Annotated in this window: 16 protein-coding genes; 8 read left to right on the top strand and 8 right to left on the bottom strand. The window is 72.0% G+C overall.

Translation table 11 applies throughout. From position 1 onward, the window contains the following. Positions 1–135 precede the first annotated feature (135 nt). Both A4X16_RS05130 and A4X16_RS05125 read left to right on the top strand, forming a co-directional pair. Positions 136–906, top strand: coding sequence for a DUF4870 domain-containing protein (locus tag A4X16_RS05130; RefSeq protein ID WP_067117386.1), 771 nt, complete (start codon positions 136–138; stop codon positions 904–906). Then, positions 906–1,556 (top strand): alpha/beta hydrolase family protein, encoded by a 651-nt coding sequence (locus A4X16_RS05125; protein ID WP_067117383.1) that lies wholly within the window; start codon positions 906–908, stop codon positions 1,554–1,556. The genes A4X16_RS05130 and A4X16_RS05125 overlap by 1 nt, the downstream gene beginning before the upstream one ends. A 19-nt stretch (positions 1,557–1,575) precedes the next feature. Here the strand turns inward: A4X16_RS05125 and A4X16_RS05120 are convergent, their stop codons facing one another. From A4X16_RS05120 to A4X16_RS05110, 3 genes are read right to left on the bottom strand one after another with little or no spacing between them, the layout of a single operon-like run. Then, complete coding sequence (locus A4X16_RS05120) at positions 1,576–2,472, bottom strand: phosphotransferase (RefSeq protein ID WP_067117380.1); 897 nt, start codon at positions 2,470–2,472, stop codon at positions 1,576–1,578. 8 nt (positions 2,473–2,480) lie between these two features. Then, positions 2,481–3,902, bottom strand: a complete 1,422-nt coding sequence (locus A4X16_RS05115; RefSeq protein WP_067117377.1) for an aminopeptidase P family protein — start codon at positions 3,900–3,902, stop codon at positions 2,481–2,483. Between the two features lie 37 nt (positions 3,903–3,939). Next, complete coding sequence (locus tag A4X16_RS05110; protein WP_067117373.1) at positions 3,940–4,962, bottom strand: endonuclease/exonuclease/phosphatase family protein; 1,023 nt, start codon at positions 4,960–4,962, stop codon at positions 3,940–3,942. Between the two features lie 92 nt (positions 4,963–5,054). Here A4X16_RS05110 and A4X16_RS05105 point away from each other — a divergent pair, with 92 nt between their 5' ends. After that, positions 5,055–5,930, top strand: a complete 876-nt coding sequence (locus A4X16_RS05105) for a PHP domain-containing protein (protein WP_067117368.1) — start codon at positions 5,055–5,057, stop codon at positions 5,928–5,930. Positions 5,931–6,031: 101 nt separating this feature from the next. Here the strand turns inward: A4X16_RS05105 and A4X16_RS05100 are convergent, their stop codons facing one another. Further along, a complete protein-coding gene (locus A4X16_RS05100; RefSeq protein ID WP_067117365.1) occupies positions 6,032–7,546 on the bottom strand; it encodes a DEAD/DEAH box helicase in 1,515 nt (504 codons plus the stop codon). A 166-nt stretch (positions 7,547–7,712) separates the two neighbouring features. Here A4X16_RS05100 and A4X16_RS05095 point away from each other — a divergent pair, with 166 nt between their 5' ends. Further along, positions 7,713–8,426 carry a ferritin-like fold-containing protein gene (locus A4X16_RS05095; protein WP_067117407.1) on the top strand — a complete coding sequence of 238 codons (714 nt, stop codon included), beginning with the start codon at positions 7,713–7,715 and terminating at the stop codon, positions 8,424–8,426. Here the strand turns inward: A4X16_RS05095 and A4X16_RS05090 are convergent. From A4X16_RS05090 to A4X16_RS05080, 3 genes are read right to left on the bottom strand one after another with little or no spacing between them, the layout of a single operon-like run. Further along, the gene (locus A4X16_RS05090) at positions 8,423–8,938 is read right to left on the bottom strand and encodes a hypothetical protein (protein ID WP_067117362.1); all 516 of its coding nucleotides are present in this window, start codon (positions 8,936–8,938) and stop codon (positions 8,423–8,425) included. The two genes, A4X16_RS05095 and A4X16_RS05090, sit on opposite strands and share 4 nt — an antisense overlap. A gap of 22 nt (positions 8,939–8,960) precedes the next feature. Next, positions 8,961–9,248 (bottom strand): hypothetical protein, encoded by a 288-nt coding sequence (locus A4X16_RS05085; protein WP_067117359.1) that lies wholly within the window; start codon positions 9,246–9,248, stop codon positions 8,961–8,963. A gap of 3 nt (positions 9,249–9,251) precedes the next feature. Beyond that, complete coding sequence (locus A4X16_RS05080; RefSeq protein WP_067117357.1) at positions 9,252–9,476, bottom strand: DUF3107 domain-containing protein; 225 nt, start codon at positions 9,474–9,476, stop codon at positions 9,252–9,254. Between the two features lie 185 nt (positions 9,477–9,661). Between A4X16_RS05080 and A4X16_RS05075 the strand changes: the two genes are divergently transcribed. Further along, the gene (locus A4X16_RS05075; RefSeq protein WP_067117404.1) at positions 9,662–12,901 is read left to right on the top strand and encodes an ATP-dependent helicase; all 3,240 of its coding nucleotides are present in this window, start codon (positions 9,662–9,664) and stop codon (positions 12,899–12,901) included. Beyond that, entirely contained in the window at positions 12,898–16,410 is a 3,513-nt protein-coding gene (locus tag A4X16_RS05070; RefSeq protein WP_067117353.1) for an ATP-dependent DNA helicase, read from the top strand. The genes A4X16_RS05075 and A4X16_RS05070 overlap by 4 nt, the downstream gene beginning before the upstream one ends. On the opposite strand, the gene A4X16_RS05065 is transcribed toward A4X16_RS05070, so the two are convergent. After that, a complete protein-coding gene (locus tag A4X16_RS05065) occupies positions 16,356–17,699 on the bottom strand; it encodes a hypothetical protein (protein ID WP_231880276.1) in 1,344 nt (447 codons plus the stop codon). The two genes, A4X16_RS05070 and A4X16_RS05065, sit on opposite strands and share 55 nt — an antisense overlap. 64 nt (positions 17,700–17,763) lie before the next feature. Here A4X16_RS05065 and nudC point away from each other — a divergent pair, with 64 nt between their 5' ends. Both nudC and A4X16_RS05055 read left to right on the top strand, forming a co-directional pair. Beyond that, a complete protein-coding gene (nudC, locus tag A4X16_RS05060) occupies positions 17,764–18,684 on the top strand; it encodes an NAD(+) diphosphatase (RefSeq protein WP_067117347.1) in 921 nt (306 codons plus the stop codon). Beyond that, a complete protein-coding gene (locus A4X16_RS05055) occupies positions 18,681–20,402 on the top strand; it encodes an ATP-dependent helicase (protein ID WP_067117344.1) in 1,722 nt (573 codons plus the stop codon). The genes nudC and A4X16_RS05055 overlap by 4 nt, the downstream gene beginning before the upstream one ends. The last annotated feature ends 427 nt before the right edge of the window (positions 20,403–20,829 follow it).

The following is a 20,829-nucleotide window of genomic DNA, read 5'->3' as shown; positions in this document are numbered from 1 at the left end:
CGGGGAGCCGACACCGGACGCCGGCGGCGCGGAGACGTCGCCGACCGAACCGGTCATCCCGCCTCGCCCCGCCGACCCTTCCGCGTCGGATGACGGCGCCCCCGATGTGCCGCCCCGGTCGGCGGAGCCGRCCTGATGACCGCTCCCGAGAACGAGCCCGTGTCCGCCGCAGACGGTGTCGCGGGCGCGGACGCGCCGCCCGCATCCGCCGCTCCTCGATACGCCCCGCCGCCGGCGCCCGGGTACGCCCCGCCGCCCGCGCCCGGGTACGCCCCGCCGTCGGCATCCGGGTACGCCCCGCCTCCGGCATCCGGAGACGCGCCGCCGCCGGCGCCCGGGTATGCCGCACCCGCACCTGCGTCCGCGCCCGGGTACGCCCCGCCGTCCGCGCCCGGGTACGCCCCGCCGCTCGCGCCGGGGTACGCCCCGCCGCCGGCACCGCAGTACGCCCCGCCGCCCGCCGCCTCGTATCCCGCAGGCGGCTATCCCGTCGGCGCGTATCCGGCCGCCGTGCCGACGCGAGGTCTGCTGCCGTGGGCGCTCGGACTGCTCATCCTGATCCCTTTCCCGTTCGTGGGCGGCCTGGCATCGGGAATCGCGATGGCGGTCGGGGGAGGCGCCTCCCGCCGGTTCGGCGGTGTCGCCAGGGAGAACGCCAGGGTCGCTCTGAACTGGGGACTGACGTATCTGCTGGTCTCGACGATCCTCCTGGTCTCGCACTTCGTGCTGCTCTTCACCCTCACCGCGGACTCCCCGGTCACCGGCTTCTATCCGCTCGGCATCCCGATCACGATCTACTTCGCGGTCTCGGTGCTCCACCTGATCCTCGTGATCGTCGGAATGGTGCGGGCATCCTCGGGCAGGGTCATGCGGGTGCCGATCGCGATCCCCTACCTGCGCGCCTGATGGTCGACGTCCGTGTCGAGCTGCCCGCGGGACCCGCGACCGTCTCGGCGGACTGGTCGCGAGGGCACCTCGGCGCGGTCGTGATCATCGCCCACGGAGCGGGCACCGGCAAGGACCACCCGTTCCTCACTGGCTTCTCGGACGCGCTCGGGGACGTCGGCTTCTCGACGCTGCGCTTCAACTTCCCCTATGTCGAGCAGGGGCGACGGATGCCCGGCCCAGCCTCGCACGCGATCGCCACGTGGCGCGCGGTCACCGCCTTCGCGCGCGAGCAGGAGCCGGACGCCGCGATCTGGGCGGCGGGAAAGTCGTACGGGGGACGCATGGCCTCCATGGCCGTCTCCGAGGGACTCGAGGTGAACGGCCTCGCGTATCTCGGGTACCCGCTCCATGCGCCCGGCAGGCCGGAGAAGCCGCGTGCCGAGCATCTCCCCGCGATCCGCGTCCCGCAGCTGTTCGTCGAGGGGACCGAAGATCCGTTCATCCAGCCGCGCTCGCAGTTCGACGATGTGCTGGCGACCTGTCAGGACGCGCGTGTGGTCTGGGTCGAGGGTGGCGGGCACACGTTCGAGGTGAAGGGGCGCCGGCGCTCGGCATCCGACATCGGCGCCTCCCTCGCCCCGCACGTCGTGGAGTTCATCCGCGCCTGATCGGTTCGCGCCCGAGTCCTCAGCGCACCGCCGCGAGTTCGTCGTCGCCGAGCAGCCGGTGCATCGTGGAAAGACCGAGCGCGCTCATCGCGGGGTTCGACAGCTCGTAGTACCACACGAGCCCCATCGCCTGCTGGAGAGCCCAGGCCGCACCGCGACGCCACTCCGCATCGCGGACGTCGAGGCGTTCGCGCACGAGCAGCCGACGGCGGGCGTCGAACAGGTGCCAGGCGGCGACGAGGTCGAGGGCGCGGTCGGCGGGGCCGAAAGCTCCGCCGTCGAGCACACCGACCAGGCGGTCATCGGCGACGAGAAGGTTGAAGGGCGTGAGGTCCCGATGACTCATCATGTCGGGGCCGCACGGCGGCAGGTCGCGAAGAGCGTGCCAGAGGCGTCGTACGCGGTCGGGATCGAGTCGGTGCGCGCTCCGGCCCATGCAGTGCTCCACCCACTCGTCGTGCGCGGTGAGGTCGTCGCCGCCGCGGCCGTGTCCGTCGAACGATCTCCCGCCGACGTCGACGGCGCGCAGCGAGGCGATGAGCTCCGCGACGTCTCCGGCCAGGGACGCGCAGGCGGCGTGGCTGTCGTGAGCGGCGGTGGCGCCGGGGATCCAGGTCTGCACCGACCATGCCGACGGGTAGTCGGATGCCGGCGCCGCGAGCCCGTACGGCCTCGGAGTGGGCACAGAGCTCGCGGCGGCGAGCTCGCGCATGGCGGCTGCTTCGGCCTCGAGGACGGACTCGCTCTCCGGGAGCCGGGGGAATCGCGCCGCGAGGTCATCGCCGATGCGGACGATGGTGTTCACCGTGCCCGGCGCGTGCACGGTGCGCAGCGGGGCGGTGGCGAGAGCGGGGAACCGCTGCGCGATGAGTCGCGCAGCGGTCGCCTCCGTGATCGTCAGCTCGCCATCGTGCATCGGCGCCGTCAGGCCTGCACGCGTGCGATCCAGGCCTCCACCTCGTCGGCGGAGCGGGGGATGCCGGCGGAGAGATTGACCGGGCCGTCCTCCGTCATGAGGATGTCGTCCTCGATCCGCACGCCGATGCCGCGATACTCGGCCGGGACGGTCACGTCGTCGATCTGGAAGTACAGACCGGGCTCGATCGTGAACACCATGCCCGGTGCCAGGATGCCGTCGTAGTACATCTCGCGGCGGGCCTGCGCGCAGTCGTGCACGTCGATGCCGAGGTGGTGGGAGGTCCCGTGGACCATGTAGCGGCGGTGCTGACCGCCGGCGTCCGCGTCGAGGGCTTCCTGCGCCGTCACCGGCAGGAGTCCCCACTCCGCCACACGTGCGGCGATGACCTTCATGGCGGCCTCGTGCACCTCGCGGAACCGGACGCCGATCCGGGCGGCGGCGAACGCCGCGTCGGCGGCCTCGCGCACGGCCTCGTACACGCGGCGCTGGACGTCGGTGAACGTTCCCGAGACGGGAAGGGTGCGGGTGATGTCGGCGGTGTACAGGCTGTCGGCCTCGACGCCGGCATCCACCAGGATCAGGTCGCCGGGCACGAGGGTGCCGTCGTTGCGCGTCCAATGGAGGTAGCACGCGTGCGGGCCGGATGCCGCGATGGTGTCGTAGCCCTCTCCGTTGCCGTCCTCGCGCGCACGGCGGTGGAAGACGCCCTCGACCACGCGTTCGCCGCGTGCGTGCGCGACCGCGTCGGGAAGCGCGCGGATGATGTCGTCGAAGCCCTGGGCGGTGATGTCGACGGCGCGTCGCATCTCCTCGATCTCGAACTCGTCCTTCACCAGGCGCAGCTCGGAGACCACCCGGGTCAGGTCGTCGTCCTCGTCGAGCACCAGCTGCCCCTCGGTGGGAGCGAAGTCCGCGAGGTGCGCGGTCGCGATGCCGAGATCGGCGGCGACTCCGGCGAGCGACGGGCGGGGGCCGATCCAGAACTCGCCGACGGTCGCATCGGCGTAGAACTCGGTCGTGGTGCGGTCGGCGCGCTCGCGGAAGTGGAGCACGATGTCGTGGCCGGCATCGGTCGGCTCGAAGACGAGCACCGAGTCGGGCTCGGAGTCCGCGGCCCAGCCGGTGAGGTGGGCGAAGGCCGAGTGCGCGCGGAACACGTAGTCGGTGTCGTTGCTGCGCTGCTTGAGCGATCCGGCGGGGATGACCAGGCGCTTGCCGGGGAACGCGGCCGAGACGGCGGCGCGGCGCTTCGCGGCGTACGGCGCCTGCGCCCGCGGCGCCGGGAGGGTCTCGGTGCGCTCGCCCCACCCGGTGGAGATGGTGTCGAGGAAGCCCTGGGGGAAGGGCTGCTTGCGGTTCGTGGTGCTGTTCTCGACGGGTGCCTCGACGCTGGCCTCGGCGATCGTGTCGCGTTCTGCGGTGCTCATCCCTCCAGTCTGTCACCTGCCTGGAGCCGGCGGGATCTCAGCCTGCGGGCTCGAGCTGCACCACGAGACCGCGGTGGTCGCTGCCGCCGGCGTCGTCGATGACCACGGATCCGGTCGGCGTCCAGTTCGGGGAGGCCATCACGTGATCGATCGGCGTGCTGAGCAGCGCGGGGAGGGAGCTCGGCCACGTGCCGCTCAGGCCGTTGCCGCTGCGGGAGGCGGCGTCGCGGCAGAAGCCCATGTCGCCGCCGTCGACGCCGAGGCCCGCCATGTGGTCGACAGTCGCGTTGAAATCTCCGGCGAGCACGAAGTCGCCCTCGGGGCACTGGTCGGCGATCCAGCGCAGGTCCGACCGCCACTGCTCCATGTCCTCCATGCGGGGCGCGACGGCGTGCACGGCCACGACGGTCGGGCCGCTCCCGTCGACGGGCATGAGCACGGCGCTCGGCACCGAGCCGGTGTTGCTCGAGCCGTCCTCCGACGACTCGATCACCGAGTACTCTCCGAGGTCGGTGGAGACCAGGACGGTGGTGTGCCAGGACTTCGGGCCGTCGACGACATCGGGCTGGAACTGCACATGGTGAACCCACATCGGGCGACCCTGCTCGCGGAGCATGACGGCGATCTGCTCTCCGACCGCCTCGGTGGTCTCCGGCAGTGCCACGATGTCGGCATCCCGATCGAGGATCTGCTGGGCGACCTGCTCGGCCGACACCTTGTCGCCCGCGGTGTTCCAGGTCAGGACTCTGATGCTGCCCTCCGTCGCGGCAGGGAGCGAGTCGCCGCCGAATCCGCGCACGAGTCCGACGGCGGCGGTGGCGCCGGCGCCGAGCAGGGCGACGATCAGCACGGAGGCGGCGAAGCCTCGGAGCGGCCGGGCGAGCAGGAGGAGCAGCGCGAGGGCGGCGACCACGAGGAAGGCGCCCAGGACGACGCCGCGCGCGGCGACGATCTGCGCGAACGGGAACGTCTGCTCGAGACGGAAGAACTGCGGCCAGACCACGACGGCGGTCGCGATCGCGAGCAGCACGGTGAAGAGGATCCCCAGGAGACGAAACATCTCCTCCAGCGTAGAAGCGATGGCTGTGAACTCCCTGCCGCGGCGCGGCGGCGCGCGCATCCCGAGTCCCCGGGCGTCGGTACGCTCGAGGGATGGCCGCCGCTCCCTCGCTCCGCTTCGCAGGTCCCGCCGATCTGCACCTGCACTCCAACCATTCCGACGGCACGGAGGCGCCGGCCGAGGTCGTCCGTCAGGCCCATGCGCACGGAGTCCGCACCCTCGCCCTGACCGACCACGACCGCACCACGGGATGGGGGGAGGCCGGTGAGGCCGCGCAGCGGCTCGGCATGACCTTCGTGCCCGGCATGGAGTTGTCCGCCAAGCACGAGTGGCGCAGCGTGCACGTCCTCGGCTACCTGTTCGATCCTCGAGACGAGGGCATCCTCGCCGAGACCTCGCGGATCCGGGACGACCGGATCGGCCGGGCGGAGCGGATCGTCCGCAACATCGGCCGCGACTACGATCTGGAGTGGGCCGATGTCGTCGCCCAGACTGCCCTGGACGCCACCGTGGGCCGTCCGCATATCGCCGACGCGCTGGTCGCCCGGGGGATCGTGCGCGACCGCACCGAGGCGTTCGACGGGATCCTCCACCCTCGGGAGGGCTACTACGAGCCGCATTACGCACCGGATCCGCTCACGGCGGTGCGGCTGATCACGGATGCCGGGGGAGTGGCCGTCATCGCGCATCCGGTCACGGCGGGCCGCGACCGGATGATGCCGGTGCCGTTCATCGAGAGACTCATCGACGCGGGGCTCGGCGGGTTCGAGATCGACCACCGCGAGAACACCGAGGCGGGCAAGCGCAGGCTGCACGAGCTGGCGGCGGCGCACGACCTCATCATCACCGGCTCGAGCGACTACCACGGCACCGGCAAGCCGAACATTCCCGGGGAGAACACGACCGCGACCGACATGGTCGCGCGCCTCATCGATCGCGCGACGGGCTCCGAGCCGCTGTATCCCTGACGGCGGCTCGCGGGGCGGGCGTACCGGCTCGCCGAGAAGGAACTCGACGACGAAGGGGACGGATGCCGCCGCGGCGCATCCGTCCCCTTCGATGCGTTCGATCAGGCTCCGACGACGGGAGCGGCTCCGGCGCCGCCGGATCCTCCGCGGCGGCGGCGACGGCGCCGTGCGGGTGCCGGCTTGCCGTCGTGGTGCTCCTTGCCCGCGCCGTCGTGCGTGCCCGCACCCTCGGCGCCGCGATCCGCAGTGGCCGACGACGACTCGCCGGCCGCCGAGTCCTGCTCGCCCTCCGCGAAGGTGGATCCGACGGGGGTCGAGCCGCCGCGACGGCGACGGCGACGGCGCGTGCCGCCCTCCGCGGTCCCTTCGGCGGCAGCGTCCGCGGCGCGCTCGGGGCGAGGCGTCCGCGGCGGGCGCTCGGCCTTCGGCGCGGTGACGAGGCGGCCCTTCGTTCCCTCGGGGATGTCGAGGTCCGTGTAGAGGTGGGGGCTCGACGAGTAGGTCTCGACCGGCTCGGGCTGGCCGAACTCGAGAGCGCGGTTGATGAGGGCCCACTTGTGCAGGTCCTCCCAGTCGACGAACGTCACGGCGATGCCCGTCTTGCCCGCGCGACCGGTGCGGCCGGCTCGGTGAAGGTACGTCTTGTCCTCGTCGGGGATCGTGTGGTTGATGACGTGGGTCACGTCGTCGACGTCGATGCCGCGCGCGGCGACGTCGGTCGCCACCAGGACGTCCTTCTTGCCGGCCTTGAACGCGGCCATCGAGCGCTCGCGCTGGTCCTGACCCATGTCGCCGTGCACGCCGCCGACGTTGAAGCCGCGGTCGCCGAGCTCGTCGACGAGACGCTGTGCCGCGCGCTTCGTGCGGGTGAAGATGACGGTCTTCCCGCGCCCTTCGGCCTGCAGGATGCGGGCGATCACCTCGTCCTTGTCGAGCGAGTGCGCCCGGTAGACGAGGTGCTTGATGTTCGCCTGGGTGAGCCCCTCGTCGGGGTCGTTCGCGCGGATGTGGATCGGGTTGCTCATGAATCGGCGCGCGAGGGCGACGATCGGTCCGGGCATGGTGGCCGAGAACAGCTGCGTGTGCCGCACCGCCGGCACCTTCTGGAAGATCTTCTCGATGTCGGCGAGGAAGCCGAGGTCGAGCATCTTGTCTGCCTCGTCGAGCACGACCTCGGTCGCGTTCGAGAGGTCGAGGAGGCGCTGGCCGGCGAGGTCGATCAGACGACCGGGCGTGCCGACGACGATCTGCGCGCCGGCCTTGAGCTGGTCGATCTGGCCCTCGTAGGCCTTGCCTCCGTAGATGGCGACGACGCTCGTCGAGCGGTTGTTGGTGAGCAGATCGATGTCCTCATACACCTGGACCGCAAGCTCGCGCGTCGGGACCACGATGAGCGCCTTCACGCCGGGCTCGGGGTTCTGACCGAGACGCTGCACCACGGGGATGCCGAAGCCGAAGGTCTTGCCGGTGCCGGTCTTGGCCTGGCCGATGATGTCCTGGCCGGGGAGGCCGAGGGGGATGGTCTGCTCCTGAATGGGGAACGCGTCGACGATGCCCTTGGCGGCGAGTGCGTCGACGATGTCCTGATCGATTCCGAGATCAGCGAAGGTTGTCAATGTTCAGATGCCTGTCCGGCGACCGGTGGAGATCGCCACGTTCACGGATCCACGCCGTCTCTTGTGCCACAGGCGCGGGCCCCGCTCCGACGGCGGGGACACCACCAGCCTACCCGAGGGGGTGCGGACGCCAGGGAGTACGGGTGCGCCGAGTATTGTGAACCCCGTGGTGAACTGGTTCTGGAAGCGGAGGACGCCCCGACGCACGCTGACGCTGCGCAGTCGTGGCGATCAGGGATCCGCGACGCGCATCGACTTCGCCGAGCTGGCGCCCGAGCTCGATCGCTTCCTCGGGCAGGCCGCGTACCTGCAGCTGGGGTACTTCGAGACCCTCACCCGATTGATCAGGGCGACGCCCGAGCTCTCCGAGAAGGAGGCCCTCTCGCGCGCGGCCGGGGCGGCGCTGGAGAAGCACCGCGCCATCGTCGAGCTGATCGCCGAGCGGGGTGACGACCCCACCGAGCTGATGCTGCCGTTCCGCGAGAACCTCGACGCCTTCCGTCGCAAGACCATCGGCGCGCGCCCTCGTGAGACCCTCCTCGCCGTGTACACCACGGCGGGGATGCTGGACGACTTCTACCTCGCGCTCGCCTCGAGCTACGGCGACGTCGGCGCGCGCGTGGCCGACATCCTCAGCGCGGACGACGCCCGCCATGAGATCGTCGCCATCATCCAGGAGACGATCGACGGCGACGGGGAATGGCGTTCGCTGCTGTCGATGTGGGCCCGACGGCTCGTCGGAGACACGATCCTCGTCTGCCGGTCGGCCCTGCGGCAGCCCGAGCTCGCCGCGATGAGCGAGGACCGAGTGGAGCTCGTCTACACCGAGCTCATGGGCGCGCACGCCCGGCGCATGGACGCGATGGGGCTCGCCTCCTAGCGGGTCGGTGCGGCCGTCTGCGTGCGCAGACGCTCGAGCCGACGGGTGAGACGCCAGGCGATGAGCGCGGGAACGACGCCGACGACGCCGAAGGAGATGTCGATGAGCTGCCAGCCGAGAGGGATGCCGCGGATGCCGCCGGCGATGAGCGCGAGCGGCAGGATCCCGGCGCAGGCGATCACCCCGAACTGCGTCACCCAGATGTTGCGCACCGGATCGATGAGGGGGCCGATGAAGACGACGGCGATGACGAGGTGCGCGAAGGCGAGCCAGTCCGTGCCGTACGCGATGAACGGATAGCGCTCGTCGACGTCGGCGAGCGCCGCCGCGACACGGTCCACCCAGGCGACGGCGTCGGGGAACCAGGTATCGATCGCGGAGCCGTCCAGGACGTTCGAGGCGAAGCCCAGCTCCAGCCTCAGCGGGAACGCGGTCACTCCGCTGATCACCAGTCCCAGCATCAGCACCAGGATGCTGATGCGAATGCCCTGAAGCGTCCGCCGCTCGTTCATGGCAGACGCGGATCCACCGGCGTCAGATGCCCAGCGCGGCCTTCGCCGCCGCGTCCGAGCGGCGGCGGGCCGCCACGATCATGATCGTGAGCGCGGCCGCGACGACCACCGCTCCCAGCACGCTCGCGAGCCACAGCCAGATGCTGTCCTCGCCGACGCCGAGCCACTGCATCCCGGTGTAGACGACAGCAGCGAGAGCCGTGGCGATCGCCGGGGTGACGGCGACGCCGCGGAACTCACGCCCGCCGATCAGGAAGTGGGCGGCGATCCCGAGCACGCACGCGCCGACGAGTGCCAGCAGGATGTACATGCGTCAGGCGACGAAGCCGACGCGACGGGACTCCTCGGTGCCCAGCTCGACGTAGGCGAGGTGCGCGGTCGGAACGAGGTAGGAGTTGCCCTTCACATCGGCGAAGCTCACGTGCGACGTGCCCTGCTCGAGCGCGTTCGAGACCTCGGAGCGGACCTCGTCCGCGGAGGCCGCGGTCTCGAAGCTGAGCTCACGGCCGGTGTTGATGATGCCGATGCGGATTTCCACGCGTACTCCTGTTTTCCAGTCGACGATGCTGTGCGCCGCGTGACCGTGCAGGTCGGCGGCTGCGCCCAACTCTACCCCGCCCGTCCGCGCCGGGATCGGCCGCAGCAGGGGGTTTCGCCCTGAGCGCACAGAGCTCGGGCACCGCTCGACCGACGATGTCCGTGCGCCGCAGTAGCGTGGAGGACATGACCCAGGATGCCGCGCAGAGAGCCGTCGTCGGCGCCGCTGCGACGGCGTCGGGCGTGATCGTGGGCGCACCGGGGACGGGCAAGACCAGGACCCTCGTCGACAGGGTCGTCCACCTGCTCGACGTCGTCGGGATGCGGCCGGAGGAGCTCCTGGTGCTCACCCCGAACCGCCAGGCGGCGACGGCTCTTCGCGACCGCATCGGCGTCCGGATCGGTCAGGCGACGCCGGGGCCGCTCGCCCGCTCTCTCGGGTCCTTCGCCTTCCAGATCGTGCGGGGCACGATGGTGCGCGACGGTCAGGAGCCGCCGGCACTGCTGACGGGTGCGGATCAGGACCGCCTGATCGCCGAGCTCCTCGCCGGCGACGCCGAAGACGGCCGGATCCCCTGGCCCGAGGCCCTCAGTCCGTCCGTGCGCGCCTCCAAGGGCTTCCGCTCGGAGCTGCGCGCCTTCCTCGCCGAGTGCGCGGAGCTCGGCGCGCACCCGGACGAGCTGCGCGCAGCGGGAGACCCGTCATGGTCGGCGGTGGCGGATTTCGCGGTCGAGTATCGGGGCGTCCTCGACCAGGCGCGCGCCGCCCACCGCGACGCGGCCGATCTGCTGACCGAGGCGTGCGCGATCCTGCAGACCGCGGATGCCGGCGATCTGGGCCCGCTCGGGAGTCTGCGCGTGGTGCTGATCGACGACGCCCAGGAGCTCACACGCGGGGGAGTGGACGTCGTGCGCGCCCTGCGCTCGCGCGGAACGGCGGTTCTCGCGTTCGGCGACCCCGACATCTCGTCCGGAGCCTTCCGCGGCGCGACGCCCGAGCTGTTCGCGCGGCTCGCCACCGCCCTCGGCGAGGTGCACGTCCTCGACGGCCCGCACCGGCAGACGCCTGCGCTGACGGCTCTCACCCGCACGGTCACGCAGGCGATCGGCGCGTCGGGTCGAGTGGATCACCGTCGTCCTCCCGGCCCGGTCCCCGATGACGACGCGGCCCGCGAGGCGGTGAGCACCTTCATCGCCCCCTCGCCCTACGAAGAGCTCGACCGCATCGCCGGAGTGATGCGCGAGTGGCACCTGTCGCACGATGTGCCGTGGGACGCGATGGCGGTCGTCGCCCATGACACGCGCCAGGTGACACAGCTCGAGGCCGAGCTCGCCGCGCGCGAGATCCCGACCAGGGCTGCGGGGGTGCAGCGGCCACTCGGCAGCGAGACGATCGTGCGCGACATCGTCGGCATCGTCCGGCTCGCGCTCACCCCGGCAGACGAGCGGACCGCCCAGGACTGGGAGGAGGCGCTGCGCACGCCCTTCGGCGGCATGGACGCGATCGGTCTCCGGCGGCTCAGGGCGCGCCTTCGACACATCGAGCTCGAGCACGGCGGGTCGACCCCCGCACGGGAGCTGCTGCGGCAGGCCATGACGGCTCCCGACCACCTGACGCTCATCGACGCGCAGGAGTCCCGCACGGCGGCGCGCTTCGCCGAGACGGTCGCCGCGGTGGCGACGGGCGCCGCGCACGGCGAGACCATCCATGACCTGCTCTGGCGGGTGTGGGACGAATCCCGCGCGGTGGACGGCCGCCGACTGCAGGTCGCGTGGCGCGAGATGTCGCTCCAGGCCGCCGGCGCCGAGACGGCGAGGGCTCTCGACGCGCTGGTGTCGCTGTTCGGCGCGGCCAAGCGGTTCGTCGAGCGCACGCCCAACGAGCGGCCGGAGACCTTCGTCCGCGACGTCCTCGACAGCGAGGTCCCCGAGGACTCGCTGACGAGCCCCGATCGTCCCGGCCGGGTGACGCTGCTCACACCCGCGACGGCGCTGGGCACGGAGTTCGACGCCGTCGTGGTGGCCGGGGTCCAGGACGGCGTCTGGCCGAACGTCCGTCTGCGAGGAGGACTCCTGCAGACGTGGCGTCTCGCCGATGCGCTCCTCGCGGCGCGGACCGGCACGCCCGAGGAGGCACCCGGAGTCCTCGACCGACGCCGGGCGGCCCTCCACGACGAGCTGCGACTGTTCGTCCGTGCCGTCTCTCGCCCGCGCCGACGGCTCCTGGTGACGGCGGTCGACGACGACGACATGTCACCCAGCCCGTTCTTCTCCTTCCTCCCGCCGCCCGAGCCGCCGACGGTGCACGCGTCCGCGGAGCATCCGCTCACCCTGCGCGGACTCGTGGCCCGGCATCGCCGGGTGCTCACGACCTCGTCCTCGAGCGCGGCGCGAGGACAGGCGGCCGCACAGCTCGCCGTGCTCGCGCGTGAGGGAGTGCCGGGCGCCGACCCCGCCGACTGGTACGGCGTGACGCCGCCGTCGAGCGACGCGTCGCTGCGAGACCTCGCCGTCGAGGGCGCCCGCGTCTCTCCGTCGAAGCTGGAGTCCTACGAGGAGTGCGGCCTCAACTGGGCCGTCGCCGCCCTCGGCGGCGATACCGTCATGCCGCCGACGGCCGGGATCGGGACGATCATCCACGAGGCGATGGAGCGCGTACCCGACGGCGACCTCGAGCGGATGCGCGCGATCGTCGCCGAGCACTGGCCGGAGCTCGACTTCGAGACGGAGTGGATCGGCCGCAAGGAGCGTCGTCGCGCCGACACCTTCGTCGAGCGGCTGCACACGTACCTCGGCGATGTGCGGCGGGACGGCGGGCGGGAGCTGGCGAGCGAGGTCGAGTTCCGCTTCGCCGTCGACATCGCGGACGGACGCCCGCCCGCCGTCCGTCCCGTCGGAGAGGACACCGCGAACCAGGCGATCATCCACGGCTACATCGACAGGGTCGAGCTCTATCCGGCCGGAGCGGGCGACCACAGCCATGCCCGAGGGATGAGGTGGCAGCCGATCGGGGCCGGTCAGGACGACGCGAGCGATGCGTCCACCGGCCGTGACCGGGTCGTCGTGGTCGACCTCAAGACGGGCAGGACGGATCCCGAGTCCGACTCCGGCGTCGTCGATCACGCGCAGCTCGCCGCATACCAGGTGGCCGTGCAGCAGGGACTCATCGAGGGCGCGCCGGCCGAGGCGCTGGCCGGGGCCCGCCTCGTGATCGTGTCGAAGACGCTGGCCAAGAGCGACTATCGCGTCGCGCATCAGCACACGCTCGGCGACGAGAGCCGGGACGCCTTCCTCCGTCGCGTCGGCGAGGCCGCGCGGGGCATGTCCGCCGCGAGCTTCACGGCGCAGGTCGAGGCGCACTGCGCCGACACGCAGCGTCGGATCAACCCCTGCCGCATCCACACGATCGCGGCGGTGAGCGCATGACGCTCGCCGATGAGCACACGTCCACGGGCATCGCCGAGGCGTGGCCGGGGAACCTCGGGATTTCCGCGACCGACATCGCCGCGGCCCTGGGGCAGCCGCCGCCGACCGCCGCGCAGCAGCGTGTCATCGAGGCTCCGCCGGTGCCGGCGCTCGTCGTCGCCGGAGCCGGCAGCGGGAAGACCGAGACCATGTCCGGGCGGGTCGTGTGGCTCGTGGCGAACGGGCACGTCCGGCGTGACGAGATCCTCGGTCTCACGTTCACCAGGAAGGCCGCGGGCGAGCTGGCCGAGCGCATCGGCGCGCGCCTCGCCGTCATCGACGAGTACGGCAGGCGCGGACTGCTGCCCTTCCTGCCCGAGATCGTCGCCTCGGGCGCGCTGCGCCGAGTCGACGAGGCCGGGTCCGCGCGTCAGCGCGAGCTCGTACGGAGGGATGTGCTCGACGAGCTCGCGGATCGGCACGGCACCGGGTGGCAGCCGACGACGCCGCGCTCGGCGGAGGATCTGCTGATACGACCGCGGGTCTCGACCTACAACGCGTTCGCCGACGGGATCGTGCGCGAGCATGCGGCCCGCATCGGACGCGATTCCGACGTCGCGATGCTGAGCCAGGCGGCGTCGTGGATGCTGGCCCGCGAGGTCGTGCTCCGCGCCGACCTCCCGCAGCTCGAGGAGATCGACTTCGCCCTCGGGACCGTGATCGACGCGGTGCAGCGACTCGCCGGCGACGTGCTCGACCACCGCGTCGACCTCGACCATGCGGTGCGCATCGCGCGTGAGCAGGCGACCGCCTTCGAGCCGTACCGCGGCAACGGCGATGTGGACAAGGCCGCGGGCAACCTGCTCGGTCTGGGCACGCTCGCCCAGCTGGTGCGGGACTACATCGCCGAGAAGAGCCGGCGCGGGGTGCTCGACTTCGCTGATCAGGTGGGCGGGGCCTACGACATCGTCGAGTCCGCACCGGACGTCCGCCTGGAGCTCAGGGAGCAGCACCGGGTCGTGCTGCTCGACGAGTACCAGGACACCTCGGTCATCCAGACGAAGTTCCTCGCAGAGCTCTTCCGGGACTCCGCGGTGATGGCGGTGGGCGATCCGCATCAGTCGATCTACGGATGGCGGGGCGCCAGCGCCGACAATCTCTACGCGTTCGCGGGCGCCTTCACCGGCCGGAGCGACAAGTCGCGCGTCCGCACCTACAGCCTGATGACGAGCTGGCGCAACGACAGCAGCATCCTGGACGTCGCCAACCGCGTGCTCGTGCCGCTGCAGCGACCGGGTCTGGATGTGCCGCCGCTCGAGCCCCGTCCGGGCGCAGGGGCGGGGTCCGTCGAGGTCAGGTACCCGTTCACCGTCGACGAGGAGGCCGACGCGGTGGCCTCCTGGTTCGCGGAGCGTCGCGCGGCGCACGACGCGGGCGTGGCGGGGCGTCCCCACACGGGCGCGATCCTCTTCCGTTCGAAGAAGCACATGCAGACCTTCGCGGCCGCCCTCGCGTCTCAGGGGATCCCGCATCGGATCCTCGGCCTCGGCGGCCTGCTCGCCACTCCGGAGGTCGTCGACGTCGTGTCGACGCTGCGGGTCGTCCACGACCCGACGGCCGGCTCCGCGCTGATCAGGCTGCTCACCGGACCGCGATTCGGCGTCGGCGTGGCGGACATGGCGGCCCTCTACGATCTCGGCCGCACGCTGTCGGAGCGCGACACGGCGATGGCGCCCCTGCCCGAGGAGGTGCGTCTGCGCCTGCGCTCGTCACGGGGAGCCGATGAGGCGGTGTCGATCATCGACGCCGTCGACGTGGTGCGGGCCGTGCGCGACGACTACCGCCTGATCGCCGGCATCACGCCCGAGGGGAGGGCGCGGATCCGCCAGGCGGGGGAGATGCTGGAGCGACTGCGTCGTGCATCGTCTCAGCCGATCCCCGAACTGGTGAGGCTGATCGAGCTGGAGCTCCGCCTCGACATCGAGCTCGCCGCGAACGAGACGAGGGGGCCGGCCCGCATCGCCGCGACGCAGCTGCGGGCGTTCTCCGACGAGGTGCGCGCGTTCCTCTCCGCCGACGAGCGGGGGACGATCGGCAGTCTCCTCGCCTGGCTGGACAAGGCCGAGAGCACCGACGAGCTGATGCCGCGCCCCGAGCCCCCCGAGCCCGGCGTCGTGCAGCTGCTCACGATCCACGGCTCGAAGGGCCTGGAATGGGATGCCGTCGCCGTGGTACGACTCGTGGCGGACGAGCTGCCGAGCCGCGTGTCCGACACGTCGGGGTGGTTCGGTTTCGGAGTCGTGCCGTTCGCGCTGCGCGGCGATCGCGACGCGCTGCCGGTCTTCGACTGGGATCCCGTCGCGGCGGTCGGGGACGAGACCGACCCGAAGAAGCGCCAGGCGCTCGCACAGTCCTCCCTGTCCGGCGGCGTATCGAAGGCGAATCCGCGCGGCGGGGCGCTGCGGAGGTTCAAGGACGCCTACCGGGAGTACCAGCAGCAGGAGGAGCGTCGTCTCGCCTACGTGGCGGTGACGCGTGCCCGCACCGATCTGCTGCTCACCGGAGCGCACTGGGCGGGGCAGAAGTCCCCGCGGGTGCCGAGCCCATACCTCGTCGAGGCGATGGACGCGGAGGGACTCGACCCGATCGAGCCCGTCGACCCGGACGACAACCCGTACGAGGGTCCGGGAGCCACCCTCACCTGGCCCCTCGATCCGCTCGGCGCTCGCCGCAGTGCGGTCGAGGCGGCCGCGCGCGCCGTGCGGGATGCCGCGGAGCAGGACGCGGTGGCGACGCCCGAGCTCGCTCGCCTGCTCGCGGAACGGGCTGCCCGGCTGCGGGGCACGGATGCGCCGCCGCCCACGCGCGTGCCCGCATCGCGGTTCAAGGACTACGTCACGGACTTCCACGGCACGATCTCGTCGATCGTCCGTCCGATGCCGGAGCGTCCCTACCGGCAGACCCGCCTCGGGACGCTCTTCCACGCCTGGGTGGAGCGGCGCAGCGAGATCGTCGGCGTCGGCGCGCGCGTCGACGAGGCGCTCTGGGAGCTCGACGAAGACGATCCCGCGGTCGCATACGGCGAGGCGGAGGTCTCCGCTGCGGACGCCGCCGACCTCTCGACCCTGCAGGCGATCTTCGAGCGCAGCGAGTGGGGCGGACGCCAGCCAATCGCTGTGGAGATCGAGATCGACTTCGCCCTCGGTGCCGACATGGACGACGACTCCGGCGAACCGCACATCGTGATCTGCAAGCTCGACGCGGTCTACCGACGTGAGGACCGGGGCGGGCGCATCGAGATCGTCGACTGGAAGACCGGCAAGGCTCCGCGCACCGCCGCCGAGCGCGAGGAGCGGATGCTGCAGCTGGCCCTGTACCGGCTCGCGTATCACCGGAGGTTCGGCGTGCCGCTCGACGAGATCGAGGTCGCGCTCTACTACGTGGCCGACGACCTCGTCATCCGCGGCGACCGGATCTACTCGGAGTCGGAGCTCTTCCAGCGCTGGAGCGCCGCGCGCGCAGCGCGCTGAGCCTCGTCCTCGGGTGAGGACCCGGAGGCGGCGTCGTCACCGTCGCCGCGGTCGCCGGCGGATCCGTCGGAACGGTCCGGACGCCCGAGACGAGGATCGCCGCCGTCGTCGTGCCCGTCGATCCGGGCGGCGCTGAGGTCCTCGGTCGGGAGGCTGCCGACCTGGGCCCGATGTGCGGCATCGGACACGGCATCCGTCAGATCGGATGTCGCGTCGCCGTCGGCCTCCTCCTGCCACAGCTCGCCGGGACGGTAGGCGTCGGTCTGCATCGAGGTGTCCACTCCGGCCGCGGCGGCCGCCGGGACGCGGTCGAGGGCGTCCATCGCCGAGTCCACGCCGTCCTGACGCTGCGAGATCACGCGCAGGTCGTCGGAGCGGAGGCCGTCGGAGAGAGCCTCGAGCAGGGCGGCGGCGTCGTCGACGATGTCCGGTCGACGGAGCGAATCGCCGTGCACGAGCCAGCGGGCGAACTCCAGCTCCGCCAGAAGCCGGGCGCGCACCTCCAGAGCGCCGTCCGGCACCCGGTCGGACCCGCGAGCGTACGCCGCGTGCACATCGGGAGCGGCATCCGGCGCGGTGGACAGCCAGGAGAGGTCGACGGCCGGATCCCCGACGGAGAGCCCGTGCCACCCGAGCAGTCCCGTGACGGCCGGTCCGTGCTCGGGGTCGTCGTCGAACACGAACGACGCCGCCTGGACACCGCCCATCACGACGGACGATTCGAAACGCCAGAGATCGTCGTCGCCCACCGCCTCGCGCCACCGGACGGTGAGGCGGGCCGGGACGCGCCCGGTCGATGCGGCGGTGTCCACGAGACGCGCCAGCTCGTCGCGGCTCTCCTGGGCGGTGCGGGTGAGGAGGCCGGCCCCGCGGACGACGGACGTCGGCAGCGAATGGAGGGCGGCGATCGCGGTGCCCATCGACTCCGCTGCGCCGCGGCCGGCGGGGATCAGCGCCGCCTCGATCTGGAACCCCGGCAGCAGTTCCGTCACCAGCGCGGGCGCGTCACCCAGCCGCGTCTCTCCGACGTAGTCCGGTGCGCGGAACGGCAGCATGGCGCGTGCGCCGGCGGTCAGGGCGCGCAGCGCGAGCGCCTCGGCGGCCAGCTCACGAGCCGCCTCTTCGTCCTCCGCGACGCGGATCGCCAGCTCTCGTCCATCGGCGAGGGTGGCGACGGCGGAGTCGAAGCGGCCGTCGCCGTCGGCGGTCAGTGCGCGGGCCCCCGTGACGTCCGCTCCGGGCAGTGCGGCCGTCACCGCCGCGGCTAGAGTGAAAGGAGAGCGTCCCATCCCCCCAGGGTAGGTCGGCTCGGGGGCGGTCCCGCCTCCGCCACGCCCGTGAGAGAGGGAGTCGATGACCATGAGGCGCACCTCCCTCGACCGTGCCGCCGAGCTGCGCACGGAGCCGGGCGTCGTCGACCGACTGCGCGGCGACGAGACCGCACGGGTGATCGCGGTGCGCGACGGCAGGGTGCGCATCGCCGGCGCCGACCTGAGCGAGGCCGAGCTGCTCCGCGTCCCGCCGTCCGAGATCCCCGACGCGACATGGGCTCTGCTGGGCCGTGATGCCGAAGGGCTGCCCCTGCTGCTGGCCTCGCTGCCGCCGGAGGGCGACAGCGTCGACACCGCGCCCGACGAGACGTGGCTCGGGCTCCGCGACCTCGGCGCGAATCTCGGCGCCGAGGACTCCGAGCTGCTCATCGAGGCGCTCGCGCTCGCGGGATGGCTGCGCGACGCGCCGTTCTGCCCGCGCTGCGGCGGAGGCACCGAACTGCGGCAGGCCGGGTGGTCACGGCGATGCCTGGTCTGCGGGCGCGAGCACTTCCCGCGCACCGATCCCGCTGTCATCGTCGCGGTGGAGAGCCCTGACGGGGAGCGGCTGCTGCTGGGAGCCAACGCGAACTGGGGCGGTCGCATGTACTCGTGCTTCGCGGGATTCACCGAGGCGGGGGAGTCGCTCGAATCGACCGTCCACCGTGAGCTCGCGGAGGAGTCGGGCGTCCGACTGTCGTCGCTCCGCTACGTCTCGTCGCAGCCGTGGCCCTTCCCGCGCTCGCTGATGCTCGGCTTCCGGGCCGTGGCGGTGGATGAGCACGGTGTCCGCCCGGACGGCGACGAGATCATCGACGTGCGCTGGTTCACCCGGGCGGAGATCGCCTCGGCTCTCGCGGGCGAGGGACCTGTGGGGCTGCCCGGTCCGGCGTCGATCGCCCGCGCGCTCATCGTGTCGTGGCTCGAGGATCAGCATGAGACCGGGCGGAGTGGTCCGCAGTGAGTGCGCTCGACGCCCTCGACGACCGTCAGCGCGAGGCAGCGTCGGTGCTGCGGGGTCCGGTGGCGGTGCTCGCCGGCGCCGGAACGGGCAAGACCAGGGTGATCACGCATCGCATCGCGCACGGCGTCGACACCGGTGCCTACTCGCCCTCCCGGGTCATGGCTGTCACGTTCACCGCGAAGGCGGCGGGTGAGCTCCGAGGCCGCCTGCGCGGTCTCGGCGTCGAGGGAGTTGCCGCGCGCACGTTCCATGCCGCCGCGCTCGCGCAGCTGAACTTCTTCTGGCCGACCCTGGCCGGCTCGCCCGCACCGTCGATCATCGACAACAAGGTGCGGATGCTCGGGCAGGCGGCCGACGCGATGCGCCTGCGTCCCAGCACGGCGACCCTGCGGGACATCGCCTCGGAGATCGAATGGCGCAAGGTCTCGATGCTCTCCATCGAGCAGCATGCCGCCATGGGTCGCACGGTGAGCGGCTTCGACACCACCCAGCTGGTCGAGCTGCAGCAGCGGTACGAGGCGCTCAAGGACGAACGGCATCAGCTCGATTTCGAGGACGTGCTGCTCGCGTGCGCCGGGATGCTCGAGGCGGAGCCGCGCGTCGCGGCGTCGGTGCACGAGCAGTACCGGCACTTCACGGTCGACGAGTTCCAGGACGTCTCGCCGCTGCAGAACCGACTGCTGGAGCTCTGGCTCGGCGACCGTCGCGACATCTGCGTGGTCGGCGACGCCAGCCAGACCATCTACTCGTTCGCCGGCGCGGAGCAGCGTTTCCTGCTCGAGTTCGAACGCCGGCATCCCGACGCGACGGTCGTGCGCCTCGAGACCAACTACCGGTCGCAGGCTCCCATCCTGGAGGCCGCGAACGCGCTGATGCACGGACGCCCGGGAGCGCTCGAGCTGATCCCTGCTCGGGAGACGTTCAATGCCGACGCGCCGACGGTCACGGCATACGACAGCGAGCGGGAGGAGGCCGAGGGCATCGCCTCCGCGATCTCGACGCGAATCCAGGAGGGTGCCTCGCCGGCCGACATCGCCGTGCTCTATCGTGCACACGCGCAGTCGGCCGTGATCCAGCAGGCGCTCGCCGCCGAGGGGATCGCGACGTCGGTCCTCGGGGGGACGCGGTTCTTCGCCATGCCGGAGGTGCGTCAGGCCATCCTCGCGCTGCGTGCTGCGGCGGTGGCGCCGACCGAGCACGGCTTCCTCCCCGGCGTGCAGCGGGTGCTGCGCGAGCTGGGCCTCACCGAGGAGCCCCCTGCCGCCGGTGGTGCGCAGCGCGACGGGTGGGAGGCGCGCCGGGCGATCCTGCGCCTCGCGGAGGAGGCGGGACCGGACGAGACCCTTCGCAGCTTCAGCGACGCGCTCATGGCGAGGGCGAAGGACCAGCACGAGCCGACGATGCGCACCGTCACCCTCTCGACGCTCCACGCCGCGAAGGGCCTCGAGTGGCCGCACGTGCACCTCGCCGGCTGGGCGGAGGGGGCACTGCCGATCTCGTACGCGACAGGCTTCGATGCGATCGACGAGGAGCGTCGTCTCGCCTACGTCGGCGTCACGCGGGCCGCGCGTACGCTCGCGGTGTCGTGGGCCCGCTCCGCAGGGCGCGGGGATCGGGCGCCGTCGCGGTTCCTGGCGGAGATAGGAACGACCGCTCGCGGCACCGGCATTCTCCGTGAAACGTCACCGTCCGCTGCGCGTGGCGCCCGTCGGCGCTGATCTCGACCGACGTCCCCACCTGCGCGGTGCGCGACAGGAGCTGCGCGACGACCGTCGCGGCGTCGGCTATGCGGGCCGCGCTGACCGCGCCGGGGGACCGATTCATCAGCTGGGCGAGCATGCGCGGCCACGCCGGGTCGCGGTCGCGGTCGTGCTGGTCTCGGCACGCGAGACAGGGCGTCTCACCGGGGACCACCACGGGGCCGACCGTGATGCGGCCTCGCTCGAGCGCGACGGGAAGATGCGTGATGTCCTCGCGCAGGTAGCGCGCGAACTGGACCGCGGCGGACGCGCCCTCGATCAGCACCACGCCGATGTCGTCCGGGTCGTCCCGCCGGCCGATCTCCACGCCCTCGTCTGCCAGCGCCTCGCGCATCCGGTACTCGCAGCGTGCGTCCGCGAGGTCGAGACTCTCCACCCATGCCGC

The sequence above is a fragment of the Microbacterium sp. H83 genome (genome assembly GCF_001650405.1).
Lineage (GTDB): Bacteria > Actinomycetota > Actinomycetes > Actinomycetales > Microbacteriaceae > Microbacterium.
This window is presented reverse-complemented; position numbering and strand designations above follow the sequence as displayed.

Excerpts from the sequence above, each read along its gene's own strand:
- A4X16_RS05130 (WP_067117386.1), top strand. The coding sequence starts at position 136 with ATGACCGCTCCCGAGAACGAGCCCGTGTCCGCCGCAGACGGTGTCGCG.
- A4X16_RS05125 (WP_067117383.1), top strand. The coding sequence starts at position 906 with ATGGTCGACGTCCGTGTCGAGCTGCCCGCGGGACCCGCGACCGTCTCG.
- A4X16_RS05120 (WP_067117380.1), bottom strand. The coding sequence starts at position 2,472 with ATGCACGATGGCGAGCTGACGATCACGGAGGCGACCGCTGCGCGACTC.
- A4X16_RS05115 (WP_067117377.1), bottom strand. The coding sequence starts at position 3,902 with ATGAGCACCGCAGAACGCGACACGATCGCCGAGGCCAGCGTCGAGGCA.
- A4X16_RS05110 (WP_067117373.1), bottom strand. The coding sequence starts at position 4,962 with ATGTTTCGTCTCCTGGGGATCCTCTTCACCGTGCTGCTCGCGATCGCG.
- A4X16_RS05105 (WP_067117368.1), top strand. The coding sequence starts at position 5,055 with ATGGCCGCCGCTCCCTCGCTCCGCTTCGCAGGTCCCGCCGATCTGCAC.
- A4X16_RS05090 (WP_067117362.1), bottom strand. The coding sequence starts at position 8,938 with ATGAACGAGCGGCGGACGCTTCAGGGCATTCGCATCAGCATCCTGGTG.
- A4X16_RS05085 (WP_067117359.1), bottom strand. The coding sequence starts at position 9,248 with ATGTACATCCTGCTGGCACTCGTCGGCGCGTGCGTGCTCGGGATCGCC.
- A4X16_RS05075 (WP_067117404.1), top strand. The coding sequence starts at position 9,662 with ATGACCCAGGATGCCGCGCAGAGAGCCGTCGTCGGCGCCGCTGCGACG.
- A4X16_RS05070 (WP_067117353.1), top strand. The coding sequence starts at position 12,898 with ATGACGCTCGCCGATGAGCACACGTCCACGGGCATCGCCGAGGCGTGG.
- A4X16_RS05065 (WP_231880276.1), bottom strand. The coding sequence starts at position 17,699 with ATGGGACGCTCTCCTTTCACTCTAGCCGCGGCGGTGACGGCCGCACTG.
- nudC (WP_067117347.1), top strand. The coding sequence starts at position 17,764 with ATGACCATGAGGCGCACCTCCCTCGACCGTGCCGCCGAGCTGCGCACG.